This window comes from Desulfobotulus alkaliphilus, assembly GCF_007830435.1.
In the GTDB taxonomy this organism is placed as follows: domain Bacteria; phylum Desulfobacterota; class Desulfobacteria; order Desulfobacterales; family ASO4-4; genus Desulfobotulus; species Desulfobotulus alkaliphilus.
On the sequence record NZ_VLLC01000010.1, the window covers coordinates 65,551 to 91,967 of the forward strand.

23 protein-coding genes are annotated in these 26,417 nt (G+C 51.6%); 6 read left to right on the forward strand and 17 right to left on the reverse strand.

Annotated elements, in window-relative coordinates; genetic code table 11:
- The first annotated feature begins 152 nt into the window (after nt 1-152).
- The 3 genes from LZ24_RS07665 (at nt 153) to LZ24_RS07675 (ending at nt 2,504) form a co-directional block, all read left to right on the forward strand.
- The gene (locus tag LZ24_RS07665) at nt 153-800 is read left to right on the forward strand and encodes a hypothetical protein (RefSeq protein ID WP_144684213.1); all 648 of its coding nucleotides are present in this window, start codon (nt 153-155) and stop codon (nt 798-800) included.
- Nucleotides 801-807: 7 nt separating this feature from the next.
- Nucleotides 808-1,260, forward strand: coding sequence for a hypothetical protein (locus LZ24_RS07670; RefSeq protein ID WP_144684215.1), 453 nt, complete (start codon nt 808-810; stop codon nt 1,258-1,260).
- A 263-nt stretch (nt 1,261-1,523) separates the two neighbouring features.
- Nucleotides 1,524-2,504, forward strand: a complete 981-nt coding sequence (locus tag LZ24_RS07675; RefSeq protein ID WP_144684217.1) for a hypothetical protein — start codon at nt 1,524-1,526, stop codon at nt 2,502-2,504.
- On the opposite strand, the gene LZ24_RS07680 is transcribed toward LZ24_RS07675, so the two are convergent.
- From LZ24_RS07680 to LZ24_RS07755, 16 genes are all read right to left on the reverse strand, one after another.
- Nucleotides 2,494-3,054 carry a MotE family protein gene (locus LZ24_RS07680; RefSeq protein WP_144684218.1) on the reverse strand — a complete coding sequence of 187 codons (561 nt, stop codon included), beginning with the start codon at nt 3,052-3,054 and terminating at the stop codon, nt 2,494-2,496. The two genes, LZ24_RS07675 and LZ24_RS07680, sit on opposite strands and share 11 nt — an antisense overlap.
- Nucleotides 3,051-3,500 (reverse strand): flagellar export protein FliJ, encoded by a 450-nt coding sequence (locus LZ24_RS07685; RefSeq protein WP_144684220.1) that lies wholly within the window; start codon nt 3,498-3,500, stop codon nt 3,051-3,053. Before LZ24_RS07685 ends, LZ24_RS07680 begins: the two co-directional genes overlap by 4 nt.
- Nucleotides 3,497-4,840, reverse strand: coding sequence for a FliI/YscN family ATPase (locus LZ24_RS07690; RefSeq protein WP_144684222.1), 1,344 nt, complete (start codon nt 4,838-4,840; stop codon nt 3,497-3,499). The genes LZ24_RS07685 and LZ24_RS07690 overlap by 4 nt, the downstream gene beginning before the upstream one ends.
- Before the next feature lies 1 nt (nt 4,841).
- Nucleotides 4,842-5,885 (reverse strand): FliH/SctL family protein, encoded by a 1,044-nt coding sequence (locus tag LZ24_RS07695; protein WP_144684224.1) that lies wholly within the window; start codon nt 5,883-5,885, stop codon nt 4,842-4,844.
- On the reverse strand, nt 5,878-6,876 hold the full coding sequence (gene fliG, locus LZ24_RS07700) for a flagellar motor switch protein FliG (RefSeq protein WP_144684225.1): 999 nt from the start codon (nt 6,874-6,876) through the stop codon (nt 5,878-5,880). The genes LZ24_RS07695 and fliG overlap by 8 nt, the downstream gene beginning before the upstream one ends.
- 91 nt (nt 6,877-6,967) lie before the next feature.
- A complete protein-coding gene (gene fliF, locus LZ24_RS07705; RefSeq protein WP_144684226.1) occupies nt 6,968-8,566 on the reverse strand; it encodes a flagellar basal-body MS-ring/collar protein FliF in 1,599 nt (532 codons plus the stop codon).
- Nucleotides 8,567-8,596: 30 nt separating this feature from the next.
- Nucleotides 8,597-8,899: a flagellar hook-basal body complex protein FliE gene (gene fliE, locus LZ24_RS07710; RefSeq protein WP_144684227.1), complete on the reverse strand. Its 303-nt coding sequence runs from the start codon at nt 8,897-8,899 to the stop codon at nt 8,597-8,599.
- A 110-nt stretch (nt 8,900-9,009) separates the two neighbouring features.
- Nucleotides 9,010-9,510, reverse strand: a complete 501-nt coding sequence (gene flgC, locus LZ24_RS07715) for a flagellar basal body rod protein FlgC (RefSeq protein WP_222427578.1) — start codon at nt 9,508-9,510, stop codon at nt 9,010-9,012.
- Nucleotides 9,510-9,917, reverse strand: a complete 408-nt coding sequence (flgB, locus tag LZ24_RS07720; RefSeq protein ID WP_144684229.1) for a flagellar basal body rod protein FlgB — start codon at nt 9,915-9,917, stop codon at nt 9,510-9,512. The genes flgC and flgB overlap by 1 nt, the downstream gene beginning before the upstream one ends.
- Before the next feature lie 129 nt (nt 9,918-10,046).
- Nucleotides 10,047-11,399 carry a sigma-54-dependent transcriptional regulator gene (locus tag LZ24_RS07725; protein WP_144684231.1) on the reverse strand — a complete coding sequence of 451 codons (1,353 nt, stop codon included), beginning with the start codon at nt 11,397-11,399 and terminating at the stop codon, nt 10,047-10,049.
- Nucleotides 11,400-11,492: 93 nt separating this feature from the next.
- A complete protein-coding gene (locus LZ24_RS07730) occupies nt 11,493-13,967 on the reverse strand; it encodes a tetratricopeptide repeat protein (RefSeq protein ID WP_222427579.1) in 2,475 nt (824 codons plus the stop codon).
- A gap of 744 nt (nt 13,968-14,711) precedes the next feature.
- A complete protein-coding gene (locus tag LZ24_RS07735; protein ID WP_144684235.1) occupies nt 14,712-15,770 on the reverse strand; it encodes a sigma-54 interaction domain-containing protein in 1,059 nt (352 codons plus the stop codon).
- 147 nt (nt 15,771-15,917) lie between these two features.
- Nucleotides 15,918-16,295, reverse strand: coding sequence for a chemotaxis response regulator CheY (locus tag LZ24_RS07740; RefSeq protein WP_144684237.1), 378 nt, complete (start codon nt 16,293-16,295; stop codon nt 15,918-15,920).
- A gap of 46 nt (nt 16,296-16,341) precedes the next feature.
- Nucleotides 16,342-16,803, reverse strand: a complete 462-nt coding sequence (locus LZ24_RS07745) for a chemotaxis protein CheX (RefSeq protein WP_144684239.1) — start codon at nt 16,801-16,803, stop codon at nt 16,342-16,344.
- Nucleotides 16,804-16,928: 125 nt separating this feature from the next.
- Nucleotides 16,929-17,285: a PilZ domain-containing protein gene (locus LZ24_RS07750; RefSeq protein WP_144684241.1), complete on the reverse strand. Its 357-nt coding sequence runs from the start codon at nt 17,283-17,285 to the stop codon at nt 16,929-16,931.
- Nucleotides 17,286-17,644: 359 nt separating this feature from the next.
- The gene (locus LZ24_RS07755) at nt 17,645-19,153 is read right to left on the reverse strand and encodes an HD domain-containing phosphohydrolase (protein ID WP_144684243.1); all 1,509 of its coding nucleotides are present in this window, start codon (nt 19,151-19,153) and stop codon (nt 17,645-17,647) included.
- 276 nt (nt 19,154-19,429) lie between these two features.
- On the opposite strand from LZ24_RS07755, the gene LZ24_RS07760 reads away from it, so the two are divergent.
- From LZ24_RS07760 to LZ24_RS07770, 3 genes are all read left to right on the forward strand, one after another.
- Nucleotides 19,430-20,884, forward strand: a complete 1,455-nt coding sequence (locus LZ24_RS07760) for a DEAD/DEAH box helicase (RefSeq protein WP_144684245.1) — start codon at nt 19,430-19,432, stop codon at nt 20,882-20,884.
- Nucleotides 20,885-20,998: 114 nt separating this feature from the next.
- Nucleotides 20,999-21,487 carry an Lrp/AsnC family transcriptional regulator gene (locus tag LZ24_RS07765; protein WP_144684247.1) on the forward strand — a complete coding sequence of 163 codons (489 nt, stop codon included), beginning with the start codon at nt 20,999-21,001 and terminating at the stop codon, nt 21,485-21,487.
- 394 nt (nt 21,488-21,881) lie between these two features.
- Nucleotides 21,882-23,141 (forward strand): diaminopimelate decarboxylase, encoded by a 1,260-nt coding sequence (locus tag LZ24_RS07770; protein ID WP_144684249.1) that lies wholly within the window; start codon nt 21,882-21,884, stop codon nt 23,139-23,141.
- A gap of 506 nt (nt 23,142-23,647) precedes the next feature.
- On the opposite strand, the gene LZ24_RS07775 is transcribed toward LZ24_RS07770, so the two are convergent.
- Nucleotides 23,648-25,837 carry an acetyl-CoA hydrolase/transferase C-terminal domain-containing protein gene (locus LZ24_RS07775; protein WP_144684251.1) on the reverse strand — a complete coding sequence of 730 codons (2,190 nt, stop codon included), beginning with the start codon at nt 25,835-25,837 and terminating at the stop codon, nt 23,648-23,650.
- Nucleotides 25,838-26,417: the final 580 nt, after the last annotated feature.

Below are 26,417 nucleotides of genomic sequence, written 5' to 3' on the forward strand. Positions count from 1 at the left end.
AAACACCCGATGCATATCCTCCCGGCAGCTAAAAAACAGACCCTGCCAAACATGAAGCCATGGCACACTTCATGCTTGATGTGTTGCCAACGGAAAATCCTGCCCGTTGAAAACCATTTTTTCCGTTCAACAACGAAGATGAAGAGGTGACCATGAAGATCTTCCACCGTACCCATGCCTGTTTTATAATGATCCTGCTGCCTGCCCTTGTCTTTCTGACGGGCTGCGGTATCACAGGTCATCAGGTCCTGAAATACAAGGAACCAAAAATGTACCGCCACAATTTCATTCCCGGCATGGAACCGGAAGAGGCAGCCAATGCCATACAGGTGGCGGTGATCGGTAAAGGCCTTGCCCCTGAAACCGGATCTCCCCAGCAAAGAAGGCTGATGGCGGAACGTGCTGCGGTCATCGACGGCTACCGTCAATTATCCGAGCGCCTGGCCGGCACCATCATGCAGGTCTATACAGAAGCAGGGCACAACACCATCCGCAGGGATATGGTCATCAGTGAAACCAATGCCTATCTCCGGGGCGCAAGAAACTATGAGCTGAGCTACGAAGACGGCATTGCCACCACAAGGGTGGTAGTCTTTATCCACCCAAGGCAGCTTAAATTCTACCATGGCTCCGAACTTTCGCGCATGCTGGCAGGGGCTCTTGCCGGGGCTTCTCTGGGGGCTGTGGCCGGTGGAGCGGCCGGGGTTCTAACGGGTTCGTCGGATGCCATCATCTTCCAGACCATGGGCACAGCGGCCGCAGCAGGTGCCGCAGGTGGTGCCATCATGTCAACGCAATAGGCCGCAGATGAAACCCTGGCAGATGATTCTTACGGGTATCCTCGGCCTTGCACTGGGCTCCATGGTTTATATTCTTGACAGACCGGTGGGTATTTTTTCTGTTTTCGGAAATGGGGTGGAGGGTATAGGATTCGGCAGTGTGGGAGACTGGCTGCCCGATGCCCTGCATCCCTTTGGCATGGCCCTGATAAGCGCAGGGTTTGCAGGGGGCAGGGCCGCATCCTTACGGTTCTGGGCTGTCTTCTGGGGAATTGCAGGACTTATCATGGAAACGGGACAGTATTACGGAGAAAGGGCGGCTTCCCTTGTACCGGAAAGCTGGAGCAATATTCCGGTTCTGGATCTTGTGATACCCTATTTTGTCCATGGCACCTTTGACCCCATGGATATTATGGGCATCGTACTGGGCAGCGCATCTGCATGGCTCCTTTCCATCTCATGCAAAAAACAGCAGAATTAATGGATTTATTTCATCCGCCACAAGCAAAAAAACTTCCCGAAGAGACCTCTTTAAGCCGCTACTTAAAAAAAAGTTAAGTTTTTCTTTCCTGCATACGAAATATATAAAAGACAGAAAAATACTGGCCCAAAATGCTGAAAAAGAGCCAGTAAAAAAATTCAAAAACCAAAACAGCAGTATAATCATGGAAAACCATGATTAAAACCCCGTCGGCCTGAAAAAACTGCGTTTTGAACGGATGATACAACGAAAGGATTCAGCATATGCTGCTATCTATACTCAGGTCTTTTGCGCTTCTTTCCATCATGGTCATTGGCTTCGTCCTGATTGTGGCAACGGGCGAAGACGACTCTCCCAAGCCTGCGCCTCCTGCACCCAAGCCAAGTGAACCAACTCCACCCCAGATTACTATCCATGAACCAAATGTGTCTTTTTTTAACGAGGGAAGCAACATTTATTTCCGCGGGGAAGCCTATGATCCTGAAACAAAAAGCAATCTTGAGGGTTCACAGCTTATATGGACTTCGGACCTTGTTGGCCAGATAGGAACAGGTGGCAGCTTCTGGCTGAACTGGCTTTCAACGGGTACCCATGAAATCACCCTTGAAGCACGCAGCAAAAGCGGGGGGACGGCCAGCAAAACAATTACCCTGTCCATCAACCCCCATTTTAACACCCGTCCCGAAGCTGAAATTCTTTCCCCGGCAGACGGAACCTATTTTCATATAAATGAAACTATCATATTCTCCGGCATGGCTGAGGATGAGGAAGATGCCATGTTTCAGCCAAGGCAGCTTGTATGGAAGTCCAGCAGACATGAAAAAAAGCTTGGAACAGGTTTTGAACTTCAAATACAGGCCAATACCCTGGCCGAAGGCCAACACAAAATCTCTCTTACGGCTTGGGATTCCCAAAACATGCCCAGCGAGCCCGATTCCATAACCATTCACATCACAAAAAACCATCTTCCAGAAGTAACAATCATCTTTCCCACAGAATCAAACAATAAGTTCACAGAGAATGACTATATTATTTTTGAAGGAAAAGCCTGGGACAGAGAAGACGGTCTGTTACCATGTACTTCCCTCAAATGGTACTCTGATAAACATGAAGATGCCTTTGGAAACGATTGCCTGGTACGATCAAATATTTTATCTGTCAATGAACACACCATCACTCTGGTTGCCAAAGACAGTGTCGGTGGTAAAGGTACTGCATCGACAACAATCACCATTATTCCCTGACCCGCACATCCCTTTCGGCCATCTTCTGGCTGATCACCGCAGCCCTCTCGGCATTCATGCGCCCGAGGATATTTGCCGCCGCCTCGGGCCGCATTTCCCGAAAAATGTCCCTTGCCACATCGGGATCCATGGCATCGAAGATGGGGCCTGCCTGATTGGGCCGCATCCCCGCATAAAAGCGGGCCAGTTGCTGCACCTTGGCCAGCTCTTCCGCTTCAGCCTGTCGTTCTGCCTCACTGCGTCTTCTGGCAAGACGCTCCAGACCTTCCTCTACCTGCCGGTTCAGCTCCTGCAGCCGCTCAATTTCCTCTTCCACCTCCCGCCGAAGCTGGGTCAGGCGTCTGCGCTCCTCATTCAGGGCATCCATTCCCCTGCGGATCACCTCCCGCCGCTCTGCCAGCCCTTCAAGTTCAATCACCACGGCTTCTTTTTCAACCCTTTGCCCTTCAGCTTCTGCAGCCTCCTGAGCCAGAGAAACCAGGGGCAGAGATACGAATAAAAAACCCGCAGCAAGACCCATGAGAAGACCGCTGATTTTTTTCTTTTTCATGACATGCCCTCCCGGACTTTGCGTATGGAAACCATATCATCGGTCTCTTTCTGCTGCCAGAGATCCATCTCCTTCATATAGGTTTCCCGCTGCCCTTCCTTCAGGTTTTCCAGGGCTTTTTCAGCCATGCGGGCCTGATCCAGCAGCTTCTGCTTTTCCCGGAGCTGATAGAGAATACGTTTTTTTCTTTCCTCCATCTTCAGCATACGCATTTCCATATCCGCCAGATAATCCGTATGCAGACGAAACCGCTCCCCGGAAATTCCCTCCTGCGTTTCCTTTTCCAGCAAAATCAGGGCAGTCTGCTGATCCTCCCCCAGCTTCAGGATTTCAGCCTCACATTCTTCCAAAAGCTTCTGCACCGCCATGAGGGCCTGCAGGGCCTGCTTTACCTGAAAACTCCGGTAACGGAGAAGGGATTCCAGACGAAAAACAAAGCGTTTCATGGATTTTTATCCCCGGAAAGAATACCAGCAAGGGTGGAAAAACCCTCTTCTGAAGTGACCCGCAGATCCACGCGCTGGCGAAGAAACGCCTGTATCTTTGGCGCCATTTTCTTGGCAAGGTCGATGGCTGGGCTGGACCCGTCCACATAGGCCCCTATCTGTATCATGTCTTCGGCCTCCCGGTAGGTAGCAAGAATACGCACAGCCTGATCCCGCAGCGCCAGATTCTCCGGACGGCTGACATCCCTTGTCACACGGCTGACACTGGCCAGTACGTCAATGGCCGGATAGTGTCCCCGACTGGCAATCTGCCGGGAAAGCACAATGTGCCCGTCCACAATGGAACGCACCGTATCCCCCACGGGATCATTCAAGTCATCGCCCTCCACAAGCACGGTGTAAATGCCTGTGATGCTGCCCTTACCCTTTACCGTACCCGCCCTTTCCAGTAAAATGGGCACCTGCACAAAAAATGATGGGGTATATCCCCGGGTAGTGGGCGGCTCCCCCGCAGCAAGGCCCACATCCCGGCTGGACATGGCATAACGGGTCAAAGAATCCACCAGCAAAAGCACATCCTTACCCTGATCCCTGAAATATTCTGCCATGGTGGTGGCAAGGTAGGCACCCCGCATGCGCACCAGGGGAGGAACATCGGAAGTTGCAGCAATGACGACGGATTTCTTCCGGCCTTCCTCCCCAAGGATATCCTCCACAAAATCCTTGACCTCCCGGCCCCGTTCTCCGATGAGCCCGATCACCACCACATCTGCAGCCGTATGCCGGGTCATCATGCCCATGAGCACACTTTTTCCCACACCGGAGCCTGCCATGATGGCCACCCGCTGCCCCCTGCCCAGGGGGATCATGGTATTGATGGCGCAGATCCCCACATCCATAGGAATTTTCACAGGATCCCTGTCCAGGGGATTGATGGGCTTGCCATAAAGGGGATAGGAAGCATCGGCCTGCACGGGCCCAAGGCCATCCAGAGGCTCCCCCATGCCATCAATAACACGGCCCAGATAGGCCTCTCCCACAGGGGCAAGGGGCCTGGATGCCTCCACAATGACCCGGCTCCCGGGCCGGATGCCACGGGTACTGCCATAGGGCATGAGGAGGGTATTGGTTTTTCTGAAACCCACAACCTCAGCCAGCACATCCCTGCCATCATCCAGCACAATACGGCAGAAGCTTCCAATGCCCTGCCCCATGCCCTCGGCTTCGGCAATGAGCCCCACGACCTGCACAACCCGGCCTTCCGGTGCAGGCGGTGGCATTTCCCTTACCACTCGGTGATAGCGGGAAAAATCCATTTTAAAATCAAAGGATGCTGCCATCTCAGCCTCCTCCGGTATCCGCAGCCATGATCAGGGTTTCCTTTAAAACGGCCAGCCGCTGACCCAGATCTTCCCGTATGCTTCCCGATGCGGCAGTGATGCGGCACCCTCCCCTTCCCACACCGGGATCCGAGGAAAGATCCAGCTGGCGCAGCTCAGGAACCGCCTCAAAAAAGCGTTCCCTGGCCATTTCCACCTGCTGATAATCCTCAGGATGAACGGCCACCGCTACCTTGAGGGGATCGGGAAGACGCTGAAGGGCAGAAAGCACAGCCCTTTCCACCACAGCATTGTCAACGGCAAGGGTGGCCTTTACAAGAGTTTCCGCAATGTCTGTGGCAAGGGAAACGATTTCCTTTTCATAGCGGCCCAGAATAAAAGCCCACTGCTCCTGCATACTGACCATGAGCTGACCCAGTTCACCGGACCGGGCTTCCAGATCGGAAAGTCCCGCAGCCCTCCCTTCCTCATATCCCTTGTCATAGCCTTCGGCAGCGCCCTGGGCCAGCCCCTCTTCCCGGCCTGCGGCAAAACCTTCTCCATGGCCTGCAGCAAAACCCTGACCCTGACCCTCTTCCATCCCCTTTGAAAAGCCTTCTTCGTACCCCTGTTTCCGGGCGGATTCCCTCTCTTCTGTAAAGTCTTGAGTACCCAGCCTTTTTTCCCCTGAAGGAAGCGAAACCGGGCGATCCGGCGACTGTGACGGGGATGGAGCTGCCGGTTCACCGGCTTTTTTGCCAGCTGCCCCGCCGGAAGGGAAGGCATCCTGAAACCCCGGTTGCGACGATCTGCCCGCTTCGGAAGGAAGGGTTCCCCCGGCGGAAAAATCCTGTTTCGGAGTCACACCGGGTAGACGGTCTCCAAAGGAGCGAAAGGACTCTTCCGGAGTATGCTTACGGGTATAAACACTCTCAAAGCTGTCTTCCGCCTCTTTGTTCCTTGCCGCAGGAGAAGCCACAGGGATATCTTCCCGTACAAATTTCCGAAGACTTCCCACATCCATCTGCTGCCAGACTTCGCCATTTTCCTTTTTCTCATCAGACAAGGATATCGTCCTTTCCTTTACCGCCCAGACTGATGGTTCCCTGCTCTTCCAGCTCTTTGGCAGCCCGGACAATGCTCATCTGCGCCTCTTCCACCTCGGAAAGCTTCACAGGCCCCATGACCTCCAGATCCTCCAGCAGCATTTCCGAAGCACGGGCCGAAAGGTTGCCAAGAATCTTCTGGCGCATATCCTCGCTGGTGGCCTTGAGGGCCAGGGTAAGCTGACCGCCCTCCACTTTTTTGAGAATCTCCCGCATGTCCTTGTCGCTGACGCGTACCAGATCTTCGAAAACAAACATCAGCTCCCGGATTTCCGTAGCCATATCCGCACTCTCGGACTCGATCAGCTCCATGACCACCTCTTCGGTGCTCTTGTCCACACCATTGAGAATATCCACCAGTACCTGCAGCCCTCCGGTTTTACCAAGGCTTGCACCCACCAGCTCAAGGTCCCTGCGCAAGGCCGTATCCACATCCCTTACCACCTCTTCGGGAACCTGACCCAGCAGGGCTATACGATAGGCAATATCTCCCTTTTTCTCATTGGGTATGACCATCATGATTTCCGAGGCCACCTCCGGTGGCAGGTGGGCAAGGATCATGGCAATGGTCTGGGGATGCTCGCCTTCCACATAGGAAGCCAGGGTATCGATGTTAATGCGGCGGCTCCAGTCAAAGGGAATTTCCCTCTGGGCATCCTCGATCTCCTTGATGATGGCACTGGCCGCTTCTGGTCCCAGGGCCTTTTCCAGGGTCTTTCTGAAGAAATCATCCCCTTCCACAAAGAGGCTGATCTCGCCCTCAAAGGCCTCCACAAACATACTGAGAACCTCTTCCATCTCTTCAGGCTCCACCTTGTCTATGCTTCCCATGGCCGTGGCTGCTATGCGGATTTCATCGGGCTTCATCCGCCGGAACATCTCCGAAGCATATTCTTCTCCCATAAGCAGAAGAAAAATCGCTGCCCTCCGGGCTCCCTTGGTGATTTCCATACCCTTCTTCTTGTCTGCCACCTGTCCTGCCCCCATTTTTAAGTCCCCGGACCTTTCTATCGTAAAGAAAGGCCAGGGGAGTCAGATCCTATCACTCCTCATCCCGGAGCCAGCCTTTAAGAATATTGGCGGAGCGGTCCAGATCCGCCTGGGCCAGTTTGACAGCCTTTTCTTCCAGAGGCAACTCTTCCTCAAGGGACTCATCCGTAATATCCAGAAGTGTTCCGGGCTCTTCCGGCAGGGCAGGAGGTTCTGCACCTTCACGGATTTCCTTCACGGTTTTATGGATGGGTCTCAAAACAAAAAGGAAGAGCATGAGCAGAAGAATCAGGTTCGCCGCAATGCGTCCGTAATCCTTACGCAGGCGGGCAAGACCCGTCAGCGGATCTTCTTCCATGGGCGGCTCTTCGTCGGGATTAAAAGCAAAGGATTCCACCACCACCTGATCTCCCCTTGCTTCAGAAAAACCCATGGCGTTTTTCACCACTTCCGTAAACTGCGCCATCTCCTCCGGTGTTCTCTGCACATAGCGCCTTGTCATAACTCCGTTTTCATCCCGCTGCCACTCATACCGGCCATCAATCACCGCAGCCACACTGAGGCGACTCAGTACGGCAAAGGGTTTTTCCGTAGTCCGTACCCGCTTACTCAATTCATAATTGACCACGTCATCCTGTTTTCTACCCTTTTCAAGGGTTTCAAGGGGGCCCCCTTCGGTTCCCGGCGGTACCACGGGATTGACACTGGAAATGGCACCCATGGGCCCACGGAGCCTTTCCGTTTCTTCATTGAGGTTTTTACGGCTGCGGACAAAAATGGCTTCTGTTTCATTGGGATCAAAAATTTCCTCACTCATTTCCTCACGGGAAAAATCCATCTCCGCCGTAACCCTTACAATGGCCCTGTCTTTTCCAACCACCCGCTCAAGGAGGCTTTCAATACGCTGGGCCAATTCCCTTTCCCGTATGGTTTTATACTGAACCTGATTTCTAATCCGGGTATTTTCAAGCTCCGCCAGCTTTTCCTCATCGCTGTGCCCCCGGTACAATACCCGCCCACGGGTATCCACCACCGTCACCAGCTCCGGTGTCATATCCGGAATGGCCGATGCCACCAGATGCACCACCGCCTCCACCTTGCTCTGGGGAAGATCGGCCCCCTGTTTCATACGCAGCAGAACAGACACGCTGGGGGGCCGGGTTTCCTGAACAAAAACAGAATCCTTGGGCATAACCACCATGACTCTCGCATCCGTCACTTCCTGAAACTGGCGGATGGTTCGGGCCAGCTCTCCCTGCAAAGCCCGCTGCAGATTCAGTTTCTGCACAAATTCCGTGGTTCCGAAATCACTCTTATCAAAAACCTCAAAACCCACGCCGCCCCCCTTGGGCAAGCCCTCACCTGCCAGAGAAAGACGGGTCTCATGGATCTGACCAGAAGGAACACGGATGGCACTCCCCCCCCCTTCCAGCTCATAGGGAACACGCATCTCTTTGAGTCTGTCTACAATCTCTGATGCGTCCTTTTCAGAAAGATTGGTATACAGCACACCAAACTCAGTTCTGTTTGCCATGAAAAAAAGGGAAGTAAACCCGATGGTGGTCAGCACCACAACAGCCCCCAGAATAATTTTTCTTGGAAGGGGCATACTGCGCCAGATGGAAAGGATCTGTTCAATAACAGGGTTCATGGCGTACTCTCCGAAAAAAGGTGACGATCATCAGAACTGCATGTGCATGATTTCTTTATAAGCTTCAAGGGCTTTGGACCGGGTCTGCACCAGAAGACGCATGGAAAGATCCGCCTCCTGAAGGGCCATCATGCCTTCATGCAGGTCCAGCTCTCCCAGCATTACCTTTTCCGCCGCATAGTCCGCAACGTTCTGCAGGGTGTTGACTTCCCGCACAGCACTGTTCAGACGCTCGGAAAAACTCATGCCTGAAAAGGGGGGCAGAACCGGAGCAGAAATTTCATTGCTGTCCGGAACCGGAAGAGAAAAAAAACGATTATTTACGGGATTCATCCAGTTCTCCTTTCTCAAGAAGGATGTCGCAGTCAGAACCTCATCCATATTTCAGGCCTATCGGAAAAAGTGACCGAAGGGTATCCGGCCATACCGGATAAGGGGCATGATTACTTACCGATTTCGAGCGCCTTCATCATCATGGCTTTGGTATTGTTCATCACCGTTACACTGGCCTCATAGGCCCTGCGGGCTACCATCATGTCGGCCATTTCCGTAAGATGATCCACATTGGGCATGGCCACATAGCCCGTCACAGGATCCGCATCCGGGTGGCTGGGATTGTATACAAGACGAAAATCCTCCTGGGACTGGACCACATGGGTGACCTTCACGCCCCGCTGATCTCCTCCCCGGTCCCTTTCCCGTTCAAACATCTCATAGAAACCTAAATCATCGTAATTCTCCCTGGCCTCTGCCTTCTGCAGACCCAGCGGAATCTCCTCCAGCTGACGCCCCTCGTAGACCACCATTTTCCGGCGGTAGGGCCCACCTTCCTCTGTCCGGGTGGTGTCCACATTGGCGAGGTTCTGGGCAATAACATTCAACTTCTTTCTATGGGCGGAAAGGGCAGTTCCACCAATCTTAAAAGACTTGATCAGATCTGTCATCAGCTTCCTCCTTCGGCAATGGCATGGCGAAGAATAGTCATTTTACGTATCATCATTTCAGCCGTTGTCCGGTATTTCATATTGTTTTCCACCAGGTTGCTCATTTCTTCATCAATATCCACAGAGTCCAGATGATAGGCATCGGCATTATCATACACCGTTGCCCTTATGGGATCCGGCGGAGGGCCGGCATCCAGATGTTTTTCATGGGTCATGGCCACTTCCCTTGGCGGAGGTCCAGCCATGGCCCGCTTCAGCGTTGCGTTAAAATCCAGATCCCTCGGCTTATAATGAATAGTATCCACATTGGCCACATTGGCAGAAATAAGACTGTGCCTGTAACTGGATACATCCAGTCCCTTGCCCATCATATTGTAGGTGGAATCAAATAAACGGTGACCGCCCAAAAGGCACCTCCTTTCCCTAAGGATACAGCATCCATACTGCTGTGAAAAATATGCAACAGGTGTGCCATAAAAAAAGCCCCGTTGGACAGCGGGGCTGAATGACTGATATTTGAAATTATTGGAGGGAAATCAGACCGCAGCCGTCATATCCGGATCATTTTTATACTCATTGAGCTTGTTACGCAGGGTACGTACGCTGATCCCCAGAAGCTGGGCCGCATGGGTACGGTTACCGTCAAAACGCTTCAAGGTATGAAAAATCATCTGTTTCTCCACCTCTCTTAAAGGAGCATCCACAAAGGCGTCAGGCAGAACCCATGGGGCATCGGCAGATTCTGAAGAAAAACTGCCGGAACTTTCCTTTTCCAGAAGAAGGTCTTCCGGCCTGATCTCAAGACCATCACAAAGCAGGACGGCTCGGCGGATGACATTTTCAAGTTCCCGGACATTACCCGTAAAAGTGACGGAAGTTAAACAGCCCAGGGCCTCATCCGTCAAACCTTTGACACTGCGACCATCCTCCGCATTATATTTTCCAATAAAATGGCGGACCAGCAAAGGGATATCGCCAGGACGCTCCCGTAATGGCGGAATACGCAAAGGAATGGTATTCAGCCTGTGATAAAGATCTTCACGGAAAACACCTTCCTCCATGGCTTCCCGGAGATCCCGGTTGGTGGTGGCCACGATCCGCACATCCACATGGACAGGACGTAAACCACCAACCCGGTCTACGGTCCCTTCCTGCAAAACACGCAAAAGCTTGGCCTGCAGGTGTACGGGCATTTCCGTAACCTCATCCAGAAGTAGGGTCCCCCCATGGGCCAGCTCAAACTTTCCTTCCTTGCGGAAAGTCGCTCCCGTAAAAGCCCCTTTTTCATGACCAAAAAGCTCACTCTCCAGAAGATTTTCCGGCAAGGCCGCACAATTGATAGCCACAAAGGCCCCCTGACTTCTGGGGCTGTTATCATGCACCATACGGGCAAAAAGCTCCTTGCCCGTACCGGACTCACCCTGAATAAAAACTGGCGCACGACTGGCTGCTACCCGCAGGGTCAGATCCACAAGACGCTGCATTCCCGGGTCTCTGGTAACAAGATGACTGCCGGATACAGGCAAAGTCTTTTCACCAAAAAGCCCGGTGAAAATTTTTTGCAGGCGGTCCTCTTCAAGGGGCAGCAGCATAAAATCGAGGGCTCCTGCACGAATACACTCCACAGCCAGTTCCACATCCACACTGCCGGAAATCACCAGCACGGGAATCCGGCCGGATACGGCCTGGGCCACAAAGGGCAAGGGATTCTTTTCAGCCTCCCAGACCCCAACAACCAGACTGGGCGTCTGGGACTGCATCAGCTGCAGGGCTTCTGTTTCCGTTTTTCCGGGGCGCACCGAACAACCGCTGTTTTCAAGCATACGGTTCAGGGAATCACGGACTCCGGAGTCAGAAGCAAAAATCACGGCCTGTCGTGAACTCGTCATGGTAAAACCCTGTATTATTAATAAAATCCATCAGGAAACATATGATAAAAACAGGTGCCAACACCCTCGTCTTAACCAGACAGCAAGCGTGAATCAGGAATCCAACAACTTATCTTCTATGCGCATTCCGGCCAGACGCTCCCGGGCCATGGAACCCCACAGGGGATCCGCATCCTCAATCAAAAACTCATACAAACGCCTTGCATCTACCGTATCTCCTGTTCTTTCAAGGGTCTCTGCCAACCTGAAACGCACGGCATTTCTATCTGCCACAGCAATCCCCGGTATGGCTTCCGCCTTCCCATAGGCCGCTGCAGCTTTGGCATATTTTCCCTGTGCCGCACGGGCCTCTCCCAGAGAGCGCAGGATGGTAAAATGAAGATCTGTGGAATCTTGACTTTCCACGCCTGAAAATGCAAGAGCCTTCTCCAGAATTTCTGCTTCTTTCTGCCTTTGCCCCTTATCCCGGAGAATTTTTGCCGCAGAAAAAAGAAACGCCACTTTCTTTTCATCGACTTTGGCAAGACTTGCAGCATCCTGATACGCCTTAAGGGCCACATCCGGCTCACCCATTTCCAGACGGATATCTCCAATATGGCCCAGGGCAAGGGAACTGCGCAGGGGGTCATCGGGGACAGCCCTTAAAAAAAGGGTAAGCTGAGCCAGTGCCATTTCTCCGTCTCCGGCCCCCTTTGCTGCCACACCATATCTGAAACGGATCTCCGGCGGTACAGATGCGCCGCCAAAAAGCTTTTCCGCCCTGCGATACTGATTGACGGCCTGGGGATAAAGATGACCCTCCAGAAAAGCCCTGCCCACCTGGGCATGCAGCTCTGGCTTTTCAATATCATATAAAGGGCCCTTTTCCCTTTCGTAGCGGCGGATCACTTCGGGATAAAGACCGGCAGAAAGAAACTCATCAAAAAGCGCTTCAAGGCTGCGCCCCATGAGATCCAGTGCTCCCCTGCGCAGCGCCCTGGGATCTGCGACCAGAAGCCTGCGGACGAGATTCACGCTTTCACTGTACTCACCAGATTCATAACGGGACTCGGCCAGACGCATCAGTGCCAGACGGGCAAGGGGGTGGTCCGGATAGTCACGGATCACCATCTCAAAGAGTTCATTTTTTTTTTCTCTGTCCTCAAGGAGCTCCGCAAGGCGGATGGAGCTGATCACAAAACCATCGGTTCCCGGAAAAAGCTCCCTGACAATCTCATAAAGCTTTTTGGCCTTGTCCTTTTCCTCCAGAAAAGAATAGGAGTCAGCAATGCGGGTCAGAACAAGGGACCGCTCCGCCATATCCGGAAAATCATTGTATGCCCTTGTCAGGGATTCGATGGCCTTGGCATAGGAACCCGTATGAAAGTGGCTGTTGCCCACAAGAAGCAGGAGATCTTTATCTTTAAATATTCTGTCCGGCGTTTCCCGGATGAGCGTTTCCAACATTTTTAAGGTATCAAAATATCTTTTTCTTTCAAAGAGCAGACGTCCCAGTTCCATCCGGGCATCCATGGCAAAAACCGTATCCCCGTAACTGGCCACAAGATCCCTGAGCAGGGGTTCGGCCTCTTCAAGGCGCTGTATACGCATATACATCCTGCCAAGGTATAAAAGGATCTCAGGCATTCCGGAAAACTCCGGATCCTTTTCCCTCAGAAGCTCAAAATAGCCCATTCCCATGGGGTCATTGCCCATCCTGTGATACAGAACCCCAAGCATGGCATAGGCCCATGGCAGATAATCAGAACCGGGATTTTTCATCACAAGGGAAACCAGATTCCTTGCCAGAGTAAGCTGCTCCATGGGCCTTGCTGCCCTGTCAAAATCACACCAGGCACGTAAGTAGTCAAAAACATCCCCGCATCCGTCCATCAGGCCCTGAGCCAGAGTATCCAGACCCTGGGCACACATTCCTTCACGGATATTCCGCACGGCAACCCGTACATGCACCCCTCCTCCGCAGGGAGAATGGAGTACCGCATCCAGGAGTGTATCAATACCGCCATAACCCTCAAGGTCAAGGGGAAGACTCTCTTCCTGAACCGTTTTGACAGGGATGGCCTCCGCTCTCTCCCTGGCAATGGCCACTCTGTCCGCTTCAGGATCCGGTGAAGGCTTTTTCTTCAGAGCCGTATCCACACGCCTGCGCTGTTCAAGGCTGCCGCGGGGAACCTTGTGTGCCTGCTGGATTTCAGGGTAGAGATAGATTTCCAGAATCCGCACCCCCCCCCGCCAGCGGGTTTCCACGGAACGGATAACAGGGCCTGTTTCCACAATGAGGGTCGCATCCCCTTCCGCAGTTCTCTTATAGACGATGCGCTGAACAACGGGAAGGGCCGAGCCACTCCGGGCCAGATCCCTTGCCACGGAAGCGCTGGCCAGCGCCACCACCAGCTCCCGTGGACCCGTCTGAAAAACCCGCCACTGCACATCCCTGTCAAAACGCAGGGCAATCCGGGCAGGATTGTCAGCAAGTTCTATTCCCTCCAGCAAGGATGCGGCGGCAGCCGGAAGGGCCAGCATGAAGAAAAAAATCCCCCCCAGCCAGACCCGGCATGACACTTTCATGAATTTGACCATAAGGACTCGATCCATGGAAAACCGCCTCGTTAAATATCCGTTTTTCTGCCTCCTGAAGACAGGCTTTTGAAACAGCAGTCTGCAGGCTTTTAAAGCCTGTCAGACATCAATCCCCTTTACATCAGACAACCGACGCTGCATGAAGAATAAGTAAGCTTCGGGCAGGTCTGGCAGGCTGCAATACCTTACATCCAGACATTAGCAAAGAAGGTGCCACCATACACAAGATGCTGCACAGCTATGGAAATCAGAGCTTTTCCAACAAAAAACCGGCGGTTTTGCCGCCGGTGACCGTGTCATAATTCCAACACCTCTGCCAAAAAAGCCCGACGCTGACTAAAAAACCCCATCGGCATACGGGAACAAAAACTGTTATCTTAAAAAAAATCGTAATTATTCAGCACCGTTTATTCCGAACTACCAATGCAGTCATTGCAGCAGCTTCGTACTGTTGCAAGGCTCCGAGGCTATTTGAAAGTGACATTGCAATCGTTTCGGATCAGAGCTTTGCAGACCTGTGCGAAAGAAGCGGCAAACTGTCTGAGCCGCCACAAAGGCAGCGTACTTAAGCCTGCTATGGTAATCAAAAAGCTTATCCTGCCTGTGGCGGGGAGTTTTTGCCGCTTCCGCACAGGGCAAGAAGCTCCCGAATAAGATTGCGTCACGGGCAAATAGCCTGGGGCCTGTGCATCTGTCTTACAGGTATGGTACTTGGAAAACGGTGCTGAACAGTTACAAAAAATCCAGATCCGTGGACAGGGGTTCTTCCCGCACAATCTTCAGTTTTTTTATCTTTTCCACAAGGGTGGTCCGGTTCATCTTCAAAAGGGCTGCGGCCTGGGCCTTCACCCAGTCGCAACGGTTCAGGGCCTCAATGATCAGGGTTTTCTGATACAGATCCACCGCTTCAGCAAAACCCATTCCATTATGCAGGGGGTTTAAGGCCAGTACCCGCTCCGGGGTACGGATTCCCCTGACGGATTCCGGAAGGTCCTCTTCGCCGATAAGGGAAAACTCACTCATGACGGCCATACGTTCCATCATATTCTCCAGCTCCCGGATATTTCCGGGCCACTCGTAGGCCAGAAGGAGATCCTGAGCCGCCGGAGAAAATGTTTTAGTTTCTTCATCAAAACGGGCAGCCAGACGATCGAGAAAATAGCTGCACAAAAGGGGGATATCCTCTTTGCGCTCCCTTAAGGGCGGCACTTTAATGGGGATAACGTTCAGGCGATAGTAAAGATCCTCCCGGAAATCACCGGTGCCAATGGCAGACACAAGATCCCTGTGGGTGGCCGACAGCACGCGCATATCCACATGAATGGACTGGGCTCCCCCGACACGTTCAAAGGTCTGTTCCTGTATGGCCCGAAGCAGTTTTACCTGCAGTCCCGGACTCATGTCTCCAATCTCATCAAGGAAAATGGTTCCGCCATGGGCCATTTCAAAACGCCCCATGCGGCTGCGGTGGGCACCGGTAAAGGCCCCCTTTTCATGACCGAAAAGCTCCGATTCCAAAAGCTCCCCTGGAATGGCACCACAGTTAATCACCACCAGAGGACCATTTTTCCGGGAACTCATATGATGGATGGCCCGGGCAATCAACTCCTTTCCCGTACCGGATTCACCGGTAATCAGAACGGAACTGTCCGTTGCAGCCACTTTCCGGATGGTCTTGAAAACCCTTTGCATCGAAGCACTCTGCCCCACAAGACCCATAAAAGACGGGGCCGTTTCCCCGACACCGGCATCTTCCGATAAAAGCTCCCGCTGCATCACTCCAAGACTCATCTGAACGCATCCGTTCCGGCTGCGGTAATCCGCAAGCCTGTTTCATGCCCCGACTTCCAGCCCATCCATGCCAACACAGTTATGTCAATGATATTTAAAGATATTATAAAAAATATCATGGACACCCATCACACAGACTGGCGGTTCTTATTTTGCAAGAATTTTTTCTATCTTTTCAGATATGGATTCCGCAGTGAAAGGCTTCACAACATAATTGGAAACTCCCGCCTGCACGGCCTCCACAACATTCTGCTTCTGGGCTTCTGCCGTTACCATGAGGAAGGGAATATCTTTATAGTCATCCATCCCCCTGACCGTCTTAAGCAGTTCAAGCCCCGACATTTTCGGCATATTCCAGTCAGAAATAATCAGATCAAATTTGCCCTTTTTCAGCTCTTCCAAAGCCGTTGTTCCGTCATCCGCCTCGGTGATGTTTGTGAAACCAAGCTGCTTGAGAATATTTTTTAAAATGCGACGCATGGTGGCAAAATCATCAACACAGAGAATTTTAATGGAAGTATCCATGGGAGAAAAGCTCCTTTTCCTGTAAGGATTTTCAGCGAAAGCGAGATTATCTTTCCAGACAGACCTCAATGGTAAACTGACCGCCCTCCGTTGTGAAGGGAATGGCAATCTTGGGTCCGTCCGTGTAGTGGGTAATGGTATGGTTTTTACCACTGACCACGGAAGGGATTGCCGCTTCAAACACCTTGCCCAGCCCCTCCAGTTCCCGGCGGGCCTGACCGGATATCATGTTGGTAATCTCACCCACGGCATCGGCCACCTCATTATTGAGCTCCGTCATGGGTTCTCCGAACATATTGGAAACCACCTTAAGGATAGAGCCTTCGTCAAAGGTAACGGCTATGGTGCCATTGGCAGCACCGGTCAGACCGATTACCCCCGTGACATCTCCCCGGGCCACATCTTCCTTTTTCAAAAAAGGCTTACCCGGCTTTGACTTCACAAAGGCCATGGTTTCCAGCACATTGATGGTGGCGTTGATAAAAGGATTGATCAGTGTTGCATCCATGCAGGATTCCTCTCTGATACATTTTTTCTGTATATTAAAGATAGCGTTTCTGGCACGCCCTGGCTGTGGCCAGCCGTTCTTCATACGTTTAAAAAAACAAAGGCAGTGGTTCCTTAGCCCCTTGCTTACATACCACCACCATTATCACTATTATAAAGTACCACATTCCGTAAATGGGTAAAAGTTTCAAGATCCATTTCAAAAAATTCCACGCCCACCCCTTTAGGAACAATACGCGCAACTCTGCCCTTCATGAAAAGACAGATCGGCTCCTCCATACCGGAAAGCTGAATTTCCACACGGCACTCCGTCCCTTCCTTTAAGGGAACATCCGTGGCAACAAAAACCCCTTTCTGGCTCAGATCCCTTGAACTCCCCTCCACACGGATCTCATGTTCTCCCACATGAAGACGCACCTCGGTCTCAAAGGCCACCCGCTTCATCCGCCGCCTTTCACCCATACCATCCGCTGTTTCAACCATATGGCCTCCTTCGTGGAAACATCATTCGCCGTCATGACTTTCAGGCAGATCAAAGGTCATTTTCGTTTTTTTGAAACTGTTCATCACAGTTTTCCAAGTACCATAGCTGCAAGACAGATGCACAGGCCCCAGACTATTTGCCCGTGACACAATCCGGCACTCAAGCTGAAAAGCTCAAGCCCTTTACGGGAGCAAAAATGCCTATGGATCTTGAGTGCCGGAATCCGAAACGATTGCAATGTCACTTGCAAATAGCCACGGAGCCTTGCAACAGCACGAAGCTACTGAATAATTACATTTTTTCCCGATTCATTTTTCAGGCCCGCACCAAAAACACAGCTCTTCCTTCTGTGTCTGCGTCATCCCAGCCGGCCTTCCTGCCCAAGGCGTAAAAAAACATCCAGTATTTCAGGGTCAAACTGTTTTCCGCGTACTTCCTGCATCACAGAAAAAATTTCGTTCTCCGGCATACGCCTGCGGTAGGCACGATCCGAAGCCATGGCATCGTAAGCATCCGCAACACTGAGAATCCGGGCCAGAAAAGGAATTTCCTTTCCGGAAAGCCCCTTGGGATACCCCGTCCCGTCATAGCGCTCATGATGATACAGAATAATTTCCTGCTCCCGGTTCCAGAGTCCGAGTTTACCCACAATACCCGCTCCAATCACCGGATGTTCCTTGATGGCCTCATACTCCTCATCGTTCAGGCGACCGGGCTTGAGCAGCACCTCATCCCGTACGCCAATTTTTCCAATGTCATGCAGACGGCCTGCAAAAAGCAGCACATCCAGAGATTCGGCATCCAGCCCCAGCTCCCTGCCCAGAAGAACAGAAAGATCGGCGACACGGTTTGAATGCTGCTGGGTGTAGGCATCCTTGGCTTCTATGGCAGAAACAAAGGCATAAAGGGTTGAAAAAAGATTCTCATAAATATTTTCATACAAGGCAAGGTTTTCTATGGCGTGGGCCGCATGCACCGCCATGGCGCTGGCATAATAAAGATCCTTATCCACAAAGGCTCCCCCGGTTTTTTCCCGGACCGCATAAAGAAGACCAAAAACCTTTTCCCTGATTTTAAGGGGAATCACCATGGCAGATCCCACATGATCCGGCAGAGATCCATCCATGGGATTTTTTTTCACCAGAAAAGGCAGGCCATCCGATGCCACATCCTGCAGCAGCATGGCCAGACGGGAATCCGGCCCACCGGCCCCCGGAACCATTCCCGAAACCGCCGCCACTTCTCTGGGAAAGGGAAAAAGATCATTGACCACATAAAACCAGGCGGCACTGGCAGAGCAGAATTCCCGGGCCATATCCACCAGACGGCGGAACACATCCCCGCTTTCCGGAACATGGGTGAAGGCATCCATGATCCGGTTCAGAATTCCCAGCTCAGCAACACGGGCCTCCAGATCCCTGTTCAGATTTTCAAGCTGCACCTTGCGGGCAACCTCCTCTTTCAGCAGAAGGTTTTCCACAAAAAGCCTGCGTTCCCGCAGTACCCTTTTGACACAGAGATCCATCTGATTGAGATTCACAGGCTTGATCAGAAAATCCACAACACCATTTTTTAAGGTTCGAATGGTATTTTCCAGGGAAGGATACCCCGTCATGACCACAACCGGCAGGGTATTGTCCATGCGCCGGATATGCTCCGCCAGTTCCAACCCATCCATTTCCGGCATATTGATATCCGTAAAGCAGCACCCAACACGCTCTTTTTCTAAAATTTCAAGAGCCTTAACACCATTCATCGCCGTAAAGACCCTGTATCCCTTATGCTGAAAAAACTCCTGGGCTATTTCAAGAATGCTGATTTCATCGTCAACAAAAAGAATGGTTTCCTGTTTATCCTCTTTTCCCATGCGCTGGCATCCTTTTTCAGACACAAACATCAAAAATACATGCGGATGATTCAGCCTGCAAAAATAAATCCTGAAAGCACGCCCCACATACAGGACAAAATAATGTTCCTCTGCTGTTATCCGTACTGAAAAATTCAAAAAAAGCTGGTTTTCATGCGGTCTCTGTCCTAAGACAGACTTACGATAACAACCGGGGGCTTCTGTACCGGAATAGCGGAAAGCCGTGCCCTCAAGGAACCATCTCCTGTAATTCCAAATGCAGAATTTTATTCTATCATGCAGACCACATCCTTTTCAACCGGGAATACCAATTCCCTCCCTTTACTCCGGCTGGGCCGGGATCTTGAGGTACGCCGTCTGCCGGAATCCCTGAAAGAAGAGCTGTGCCGGACACTGCGCATGGAAAACCCGAAATGGCTGGAAAATCAGCGCATGGGAAGGTGGAACGGCAACACGCCAAAGCACCTTTTTTTTTATACCGAAGAAAAAGACGGGGGCCTCCGCATCCCAAGGGGATTTACCCGAAGCCTTATGCTGATGCTACGCAGCCACGGTTTTTCCTGGGAACTGGAAGACCAGCGCCTCTTTCTGCCTGAGGTCCACTTTCATTTTACAGGAAAACTCAGAGATTTCCAGCAGAAGGCCGTCTCTGCCATGGCAGCCAAGGAATTTGGCACCCTCAATGCCCCCACAGGTGCAGGAAAAACCGTGATGGCCCTTGCACTGGTGGCTGCAAGGAAGCAGCCCGCCCTCATTGTGGTCCATACCCGGGAGCTGGCCCTCCAGTGGGTTTCCCGCATTGAAGAATTTCTGGAGATTCCCGAAGACCATATCGGCATGGTCGGCGGTGGCAAAAACCGCATCGGGGAAAAAATTACCGTGGCCCTCGTCCAGAGCCTTGTAAAAAACAAGGAAGAAATCAGTCCCCGCATCGGGCACATCATTGTGGATGAATGCCACAGAACACCGTCAAAAACCTTCACCGATGCCGTTTCCGCCTTTCCCGCCCGTTACAGCTTAGGGCTTTCCGCCACCCTTTTCCGGCGGGATAATCTGGCAAGGCTTATTTTCTGGTATCTGGGGGACGTCCACCACGGCGTGGATTCCCGAAATCTGGTCCGGAGCGGAGATATTCTGGCAGCGGAGGTCCATTTCCGGAAAACGGATTTCAAAGCCTTTCACGACCCTGTCACAGCCTACGCAAAAATGATGAAGGAACTGATCACGGACAAGGCCAGAAACCATCTCATTGCCGAAGATGTGGCCCGGCAGTGCCGCATACAAGGAGATGGTGTCATACTGGTTCTCTCCGACAGACGTCAGCATTGTGAAATCCTCCACGGCCTGCTCCGTTACGGCCATAAAATCCGGGCGTCCCTGCTCACCGGAGATCTCAAAACATCGGAAAGAAAAGAGGTAAGGGAAGCCCTGGATGCCGGAGAGGTGCAGGTGCTTGTGGCCACAGGCCAGCTCATCGGAGAAGGTTTTGACTGCAGGGATCTCTCCACCCTCTTTCTCGCCACGCCCATCCGTTTTTCCGGCCGCCTTCTGCAATACCTCGGCCGCATTCTGAGGCCCTCGGACGGAAAAAAAACCGCAAGGGTCTTTGACTATGTGGACATCCATGTGGATGTTCTCACCTCCATGGCCCGGCACCGCCTCCGTGTTTACGGAGAAAACCAGAACAAAGACGAGTGGAACAGGCTATTCCCAGAAGATTGTTCTTTCTAAAATAAAAAAATACAAATTTTATTCTTGACCAGGGCAGCAAAACAGGCATACCCTGTCCGCAATAAGGGTTCTGAACAGAAGCCATATCCCGAAAAAGCGAGAAACGAAAACAGCATGATCGATGATATCAGTCTGCAGATTCTGAAAATACTTCAGGAAAAAGCCCGGATTCCCAATGTGGAGGTGGCCCGGCAGGTGGGCCTTGCTCCATCCGCCGTACTGGAGCGCATCCGTAAGCTGGAAAAACAGGGAATCATAGACGGCTACGAGGTCCGCCTGAATCCGGAAAAACTGAACAGGAATCTGGTGGCCTTTCTCCAGATATCCCTTGTCCGGCCGGAAGCCTATGAAGATGTGGCTGCGGCACTGACAGCCCTTCCCGATACCCAGGAAGTGCATTTTGTCTCCGGAAACGATGTCTTTCTTGTGAAAATGCGCAGCTCCTGTGTTGCAGAGCTTCACCATACGGTTCAAAAACAGATAGCCGGCCTTCCGGGCATTGCAAGGGTCAACACCAGGATTGCCCTGGCCACCCACAAGGAAAGCGCCACCATTCCGCTGGATGCCATCAGTCCGGAAACCCGCAGCAGCGCACTTTTCTAAGTACCATAGCTGCAAGGCAGATGCACAGGCCCCAGGCTATTTGCCCGTGACGCAATCTTATTCGGGAGCTTCTTGCCCTGTGCGGAAGCGAAAAAAACCCCCCGCCACAGGCAGGATAAGCTTTTTGATTGCCATAGCAGGCTTAAGCACGCTGCCTTTGTGGCGGCCCAGACAGTTTGCCGCTTCTTTCGCACAGGCCTGCAAAGCTCTGATCCGAAACGATTGCAATGTCACCTGCAAATAGCCATGGAGCCTTGCAATAGTACGAAGCTGCTGCAATTACAGCATTGGCAGCTTGGAATAAACCATGCTGAATAATTACTAAAAAACATATAAAGCACTTTTGAAATAAAAGATCCCCTCTGTCACAGCGATCTGAAAGGAGCCCCTTCCCATGCCCATGTCCGGAGAGTTCAAAGACCGTCTTTTTCCCCGGCTGCCTGAAATTGCAGCCCACTTTGGCACCCCCTTTCACATCTATGATGAAAAGGGCATTCTGGAAACCGGCGCAGCCCTGAAAAGGCACTTCAGCGGCATCCCCGGTTTCAGGGAATATTTTGCCGTCAAGGCCCTGCCCAATCCCACCATCCTCAAGCTCATGCAGTCCATGGGCTTTGGCTTTGACTGCAGCTCCAGGGCCGAGCTTACCCTCGCAAGAAAAATCGGCGCAGGCCAGCAGGACATCCTGTTCACATCCAACAACACATCACAGGCAGATTTTGACATGGCCCTTGAAAACGGGGGCTGCATTCTCAACCTTGACGACATCAGTCTCATTCCCAAGGTTCCCGTCATGCCTGAAACCATTTGCTTCCGCTACAATCCCGGCCCCAGACGCACGGGCAATGCCATCATCGGCAACCCTGTGGAAGCCAAGTACGGCATTACCCACGAACAGGTAATTCCCGCCTACAGGGCTGCCATGGAAAGGGGAGCCACCCGCTTTGGCATGCACACCATGGTGGTCTCCAATGAGAGAAACTATACTTATATGGTGGAAACAGCCCGTATGCTCTTAACCCTTGCAGCAGATACGGAAGATGCCTTAGGCATACGCTTTGATTTCCTCAACATCGGTGGCGGGCTTGGCATTCCCTACAGGCCGGAGGATACGCCCCTGAATCTGGAAGCCATGGGCAAAGAAGTCACCGCCCTTTTCAAAGACTTTGAAGAGCAAAGGGGATACATGCCCGCCCTCTTCATGGAGTCCGGACGCTTCATGACCGGTCCCCATGGCGTGCTGGTGACCCGTGCCATCAATCACAAGGATACCTACCGCCGCTATGTTGGCGTGGATGCCTGCATGTCTTCGCTCATGCGTCCGGGGATGTATGAGGCCTATCACCATATCGATGTACTGGGAAAAGACAGCAGCCCTGCAGATCCGCCCGTGGACGTGGTGGGTGCCCTTTGTGAAAACAATGACAAATTTGCCGTCCAGAGACCCCTGCCCCCGGTGGAAGAAGGCGACCTTCTCATCATCCATGACACCGGTGCCCACGGCCATGCCATGGGTTTCAACTACAACGGCCAGCTGCGGCCCCAGGAACTGCTCTTCCATGAAGACGGAGGCAGCTCCCGCATACGCAGGGGAGAAACCATAGAGGATCTTTTTGCCACCCTCACCTTTCAGGAAAACAGGCTGAAACCATGATTTTTAAAGTTCTGAGCTAACTGCTCAGCACATTTTATTCAGCAATAATCATACTTGACAGACAGATGGACAGACACCCAAGCTATTTGCTCGTGACGCAATCCGGCACTCAAACTGAAAAGCTCAAGCCCTTTACGGGAGTAAAAATGCCTATGGATCTTGAGTGCCGGATTCGGGAGCTTCTTGCCCTGTGCTGAATCGCCAAAACTTGTCGGCACAGGCAGGATGAACTTTTTTATTGCCATAGCAAACTTAAGTACGCTGCCTTTTGTGCCGACTTCAGACAGTTGGCGATTCTTTACGCACAGGCCTTCAAAGCTCTGATCCGAAACGATTGCAACGTCACTTACAAATAGCCCGGGTGCCTTGTAAAGACACGAAGCTGCTGAAATTACAATGCGATACCTAGAAAATTATGCTGAACAATTACTTCCGACCAAACCATAAAGCCGGTATTCCCTTTTTGGAAAAACCGGCTTTATGTATGGAATAAAATACTGAAATCCTTAGATTGCGCCCGTATCCTTCAGGGCACAGAGAACAACCTTCTGCATGGCTTTTTCTTTAAAGTTTGCAGGATTTTCCAGATCCATCCGCTTGAGATAAGGCTTTGCGGATTCAGGAACAGATGCCATAAACTGACCGATAACACCCTTGGCTGCGGCAAACTTGCTGATCTCCGCCTTGGTTTTGAAGGTTCTTAAGGCCTTGCCAATGGCAATTTCTTCGTCCGTAAAGACCGTACCAAAGGGGAAGGGTCCAAACAGCCCGTCCTTCTTATAGGGAGCAATCAATTTTTCAAGTTTTTCAGGATAGTTACTCCTGAATGCATCGGGAATTCTGTAGTCTGACTCAATCTTGCCCGCCTGCTTGGCTTTCTCCAGAAGGCCTTCCTGGAAACGGGAATCCGCAACATTCAGAAGCTGCTTGATCACGTTCTTATCGGACTGCCCCCTGAGATCCGCAATACCATACTCCGTAATAATGATATCCCTCAGATGACGGGGGACGGAGCAGTGGCCGTAATTAAATACAATATTGGAAACGGTTTTCGGACCTTCTCCACGGGTGGAACGGATCATGAGGGCACCCCTGGCATCTGCAAGGGCATGGGCCATGGCCACAAAGTTATACTGACCACCAATGCCGGAAACCACCTTCAGGTTGTCCAGACTGTCCGAAACCACCATGCCGGACAGAGTCACCATAAGACCCGCATTGATGAAACGGGCATTTTTACGCTGAAGCACCCTCAGCTCAAGGCTGCCGTACTTGTTATTGGAGTAAAGCTGGTTCACGTTCAGGACACTGGTCATGTTGATCAGCGCCCTCTCCTCGTCACTCATGGCATTCAGGGTATCATAAAGCTTCAGGGGACCAAGATAGAAACCCGCATGGGCCCAATACCCCTCCTTCAGCTTATCTCCCAGCATGGTTCCTGCAACCACTTTAAGATTTTCCACATCCCCCATGTCCGCAGACACAGTTGTTCCACCATCCACCAGCTTGCCATCCTGATAGACAACGCTCTCCTTCAAAACACCAAAACGCTTGAGGAATTCCACGTCCTTTTCCGTAAGCACCCGGTGCACGCCGCCATCCACGATAATCTGACGGAAGCCTTCAGGCGTTACATTTCTGTCATCGGTGAAAAGACCGGCATTAACCACCCGCTGAATGCGGATATCATCATAAACCCTGCGGTTCATGATGCCTTCCTTGTAAAGATCCACAAAGGTATCCACCAGCATTTCCGTGGAGCCGTAAAGACCTTTTTTAAAGGGATCCGTCCCCCCCCAGGTATCAATCATGTCTTTGTATTTATCCATGATTCCTGCTTCATTGAGCAGCTTCCTGTACTGATCATTATGCTTGTGGCGAACGGTGAGTCCATAGGTGATGGCATCGCCGAGGGAACCGATACCAATCTGCAGGGTGCCGTCATCGGGAATCAGGGTGCTGGCATGGAGACCGATGCAGTAGTCAATGGTATTGATGGATTCCTTGGGTGCACCAAAAAGCCTGTAATCACTCTGGGGGCTTTCCAGAATGGCATCAAAAACCTCAGGCTCCGTAACGGCATCCCCAAACATGAAGGGGAGATTATTATTGATCTCACCGATGGCTATCCCTTTGAAGCCCTTCTCACATTTGGCCTTCATGATATCTACTGCGTCAATGGCCGTATCCGCATTACACCCAACGGAGTACTTGAGCTGCCCGTTGATCTCTTTTTTGCCCAGAAGGGCTCCGGCCACGTTCATACCGTTCAGGTTCACGTCCCGGGCCGCATGGGTATAATTACTGTTGATATAATTCTGCTGCATGTGGGGGTTGTTCATGAAGGCCCCGGCCTTGTAGAAAAACTCGCTGATGGTGACATTGGGCGGGAGCTTCTTAAGTCGCATATCCCTTGCATAATCCAGCTCCACATAACCACCCCAGACCCTTTCCACAAGGGGGCCGAGGAAACGGCGCTCCAGCTCGCTCCCCGGTACGGGGGGCTCCAGGGAAAGGCCCGTAATGATCCGCAGGCTGATGCTCTGATCCTTCTGGGCACGCCTGTACACCGCATTGAGAATATTATTGGGCTTCCCCAGCCCCAGCTGTGTCCCAAAAACCAGATCCTTACCAACATTTTCAATGATAAAATCTACCATCTGCTCAGGATCATTGAATATAACAGGTTTTTTCATACTTCCCCCCGCAGCTCTTTTTAGGTTGTTAAGATATTAATCAATTTCCATTTGCACACTAAGCAAGACCGACCGCTCTCACACCGTAAACACTATTCACTTTAAAAATTGAAAGTATCTTATATGCATAGACGAAGCAAAAGTAAACATTCCCCCGCCATACACTGCACAATCCTTTTCCATGGAAACACAGCCACTGCAACATCAAAGCTCCTGTCATGCGGGCTTCTTTTTTTAAAATACAGTGCTACCGGAAGCCTGTGCATTCCATGGGACACAAAATAAAAAAAGGCTTTTTTTAAAAAAAACCGCAAAAAAAAGAGTGTTTTCAAAATGAAAGGCCACAAGCAGCCCGCAACAGGACACAACATCAATTCAGCGCCCACTCCAAGGAACGGGGTTTATGCTTGACAGGAGCAAAAGAGAATTTATATGACACACAAGCTATTCATAAAATAAACTGTTTTTTCAGTTGTTTATAAACCATAACCCCGTTCACACAAAGAACCTGCATGCCTCATTTAAAAGACATTGAAATAAGAGAATAAATATCTCTTTATATCAAAAAAAACAGAAGTTA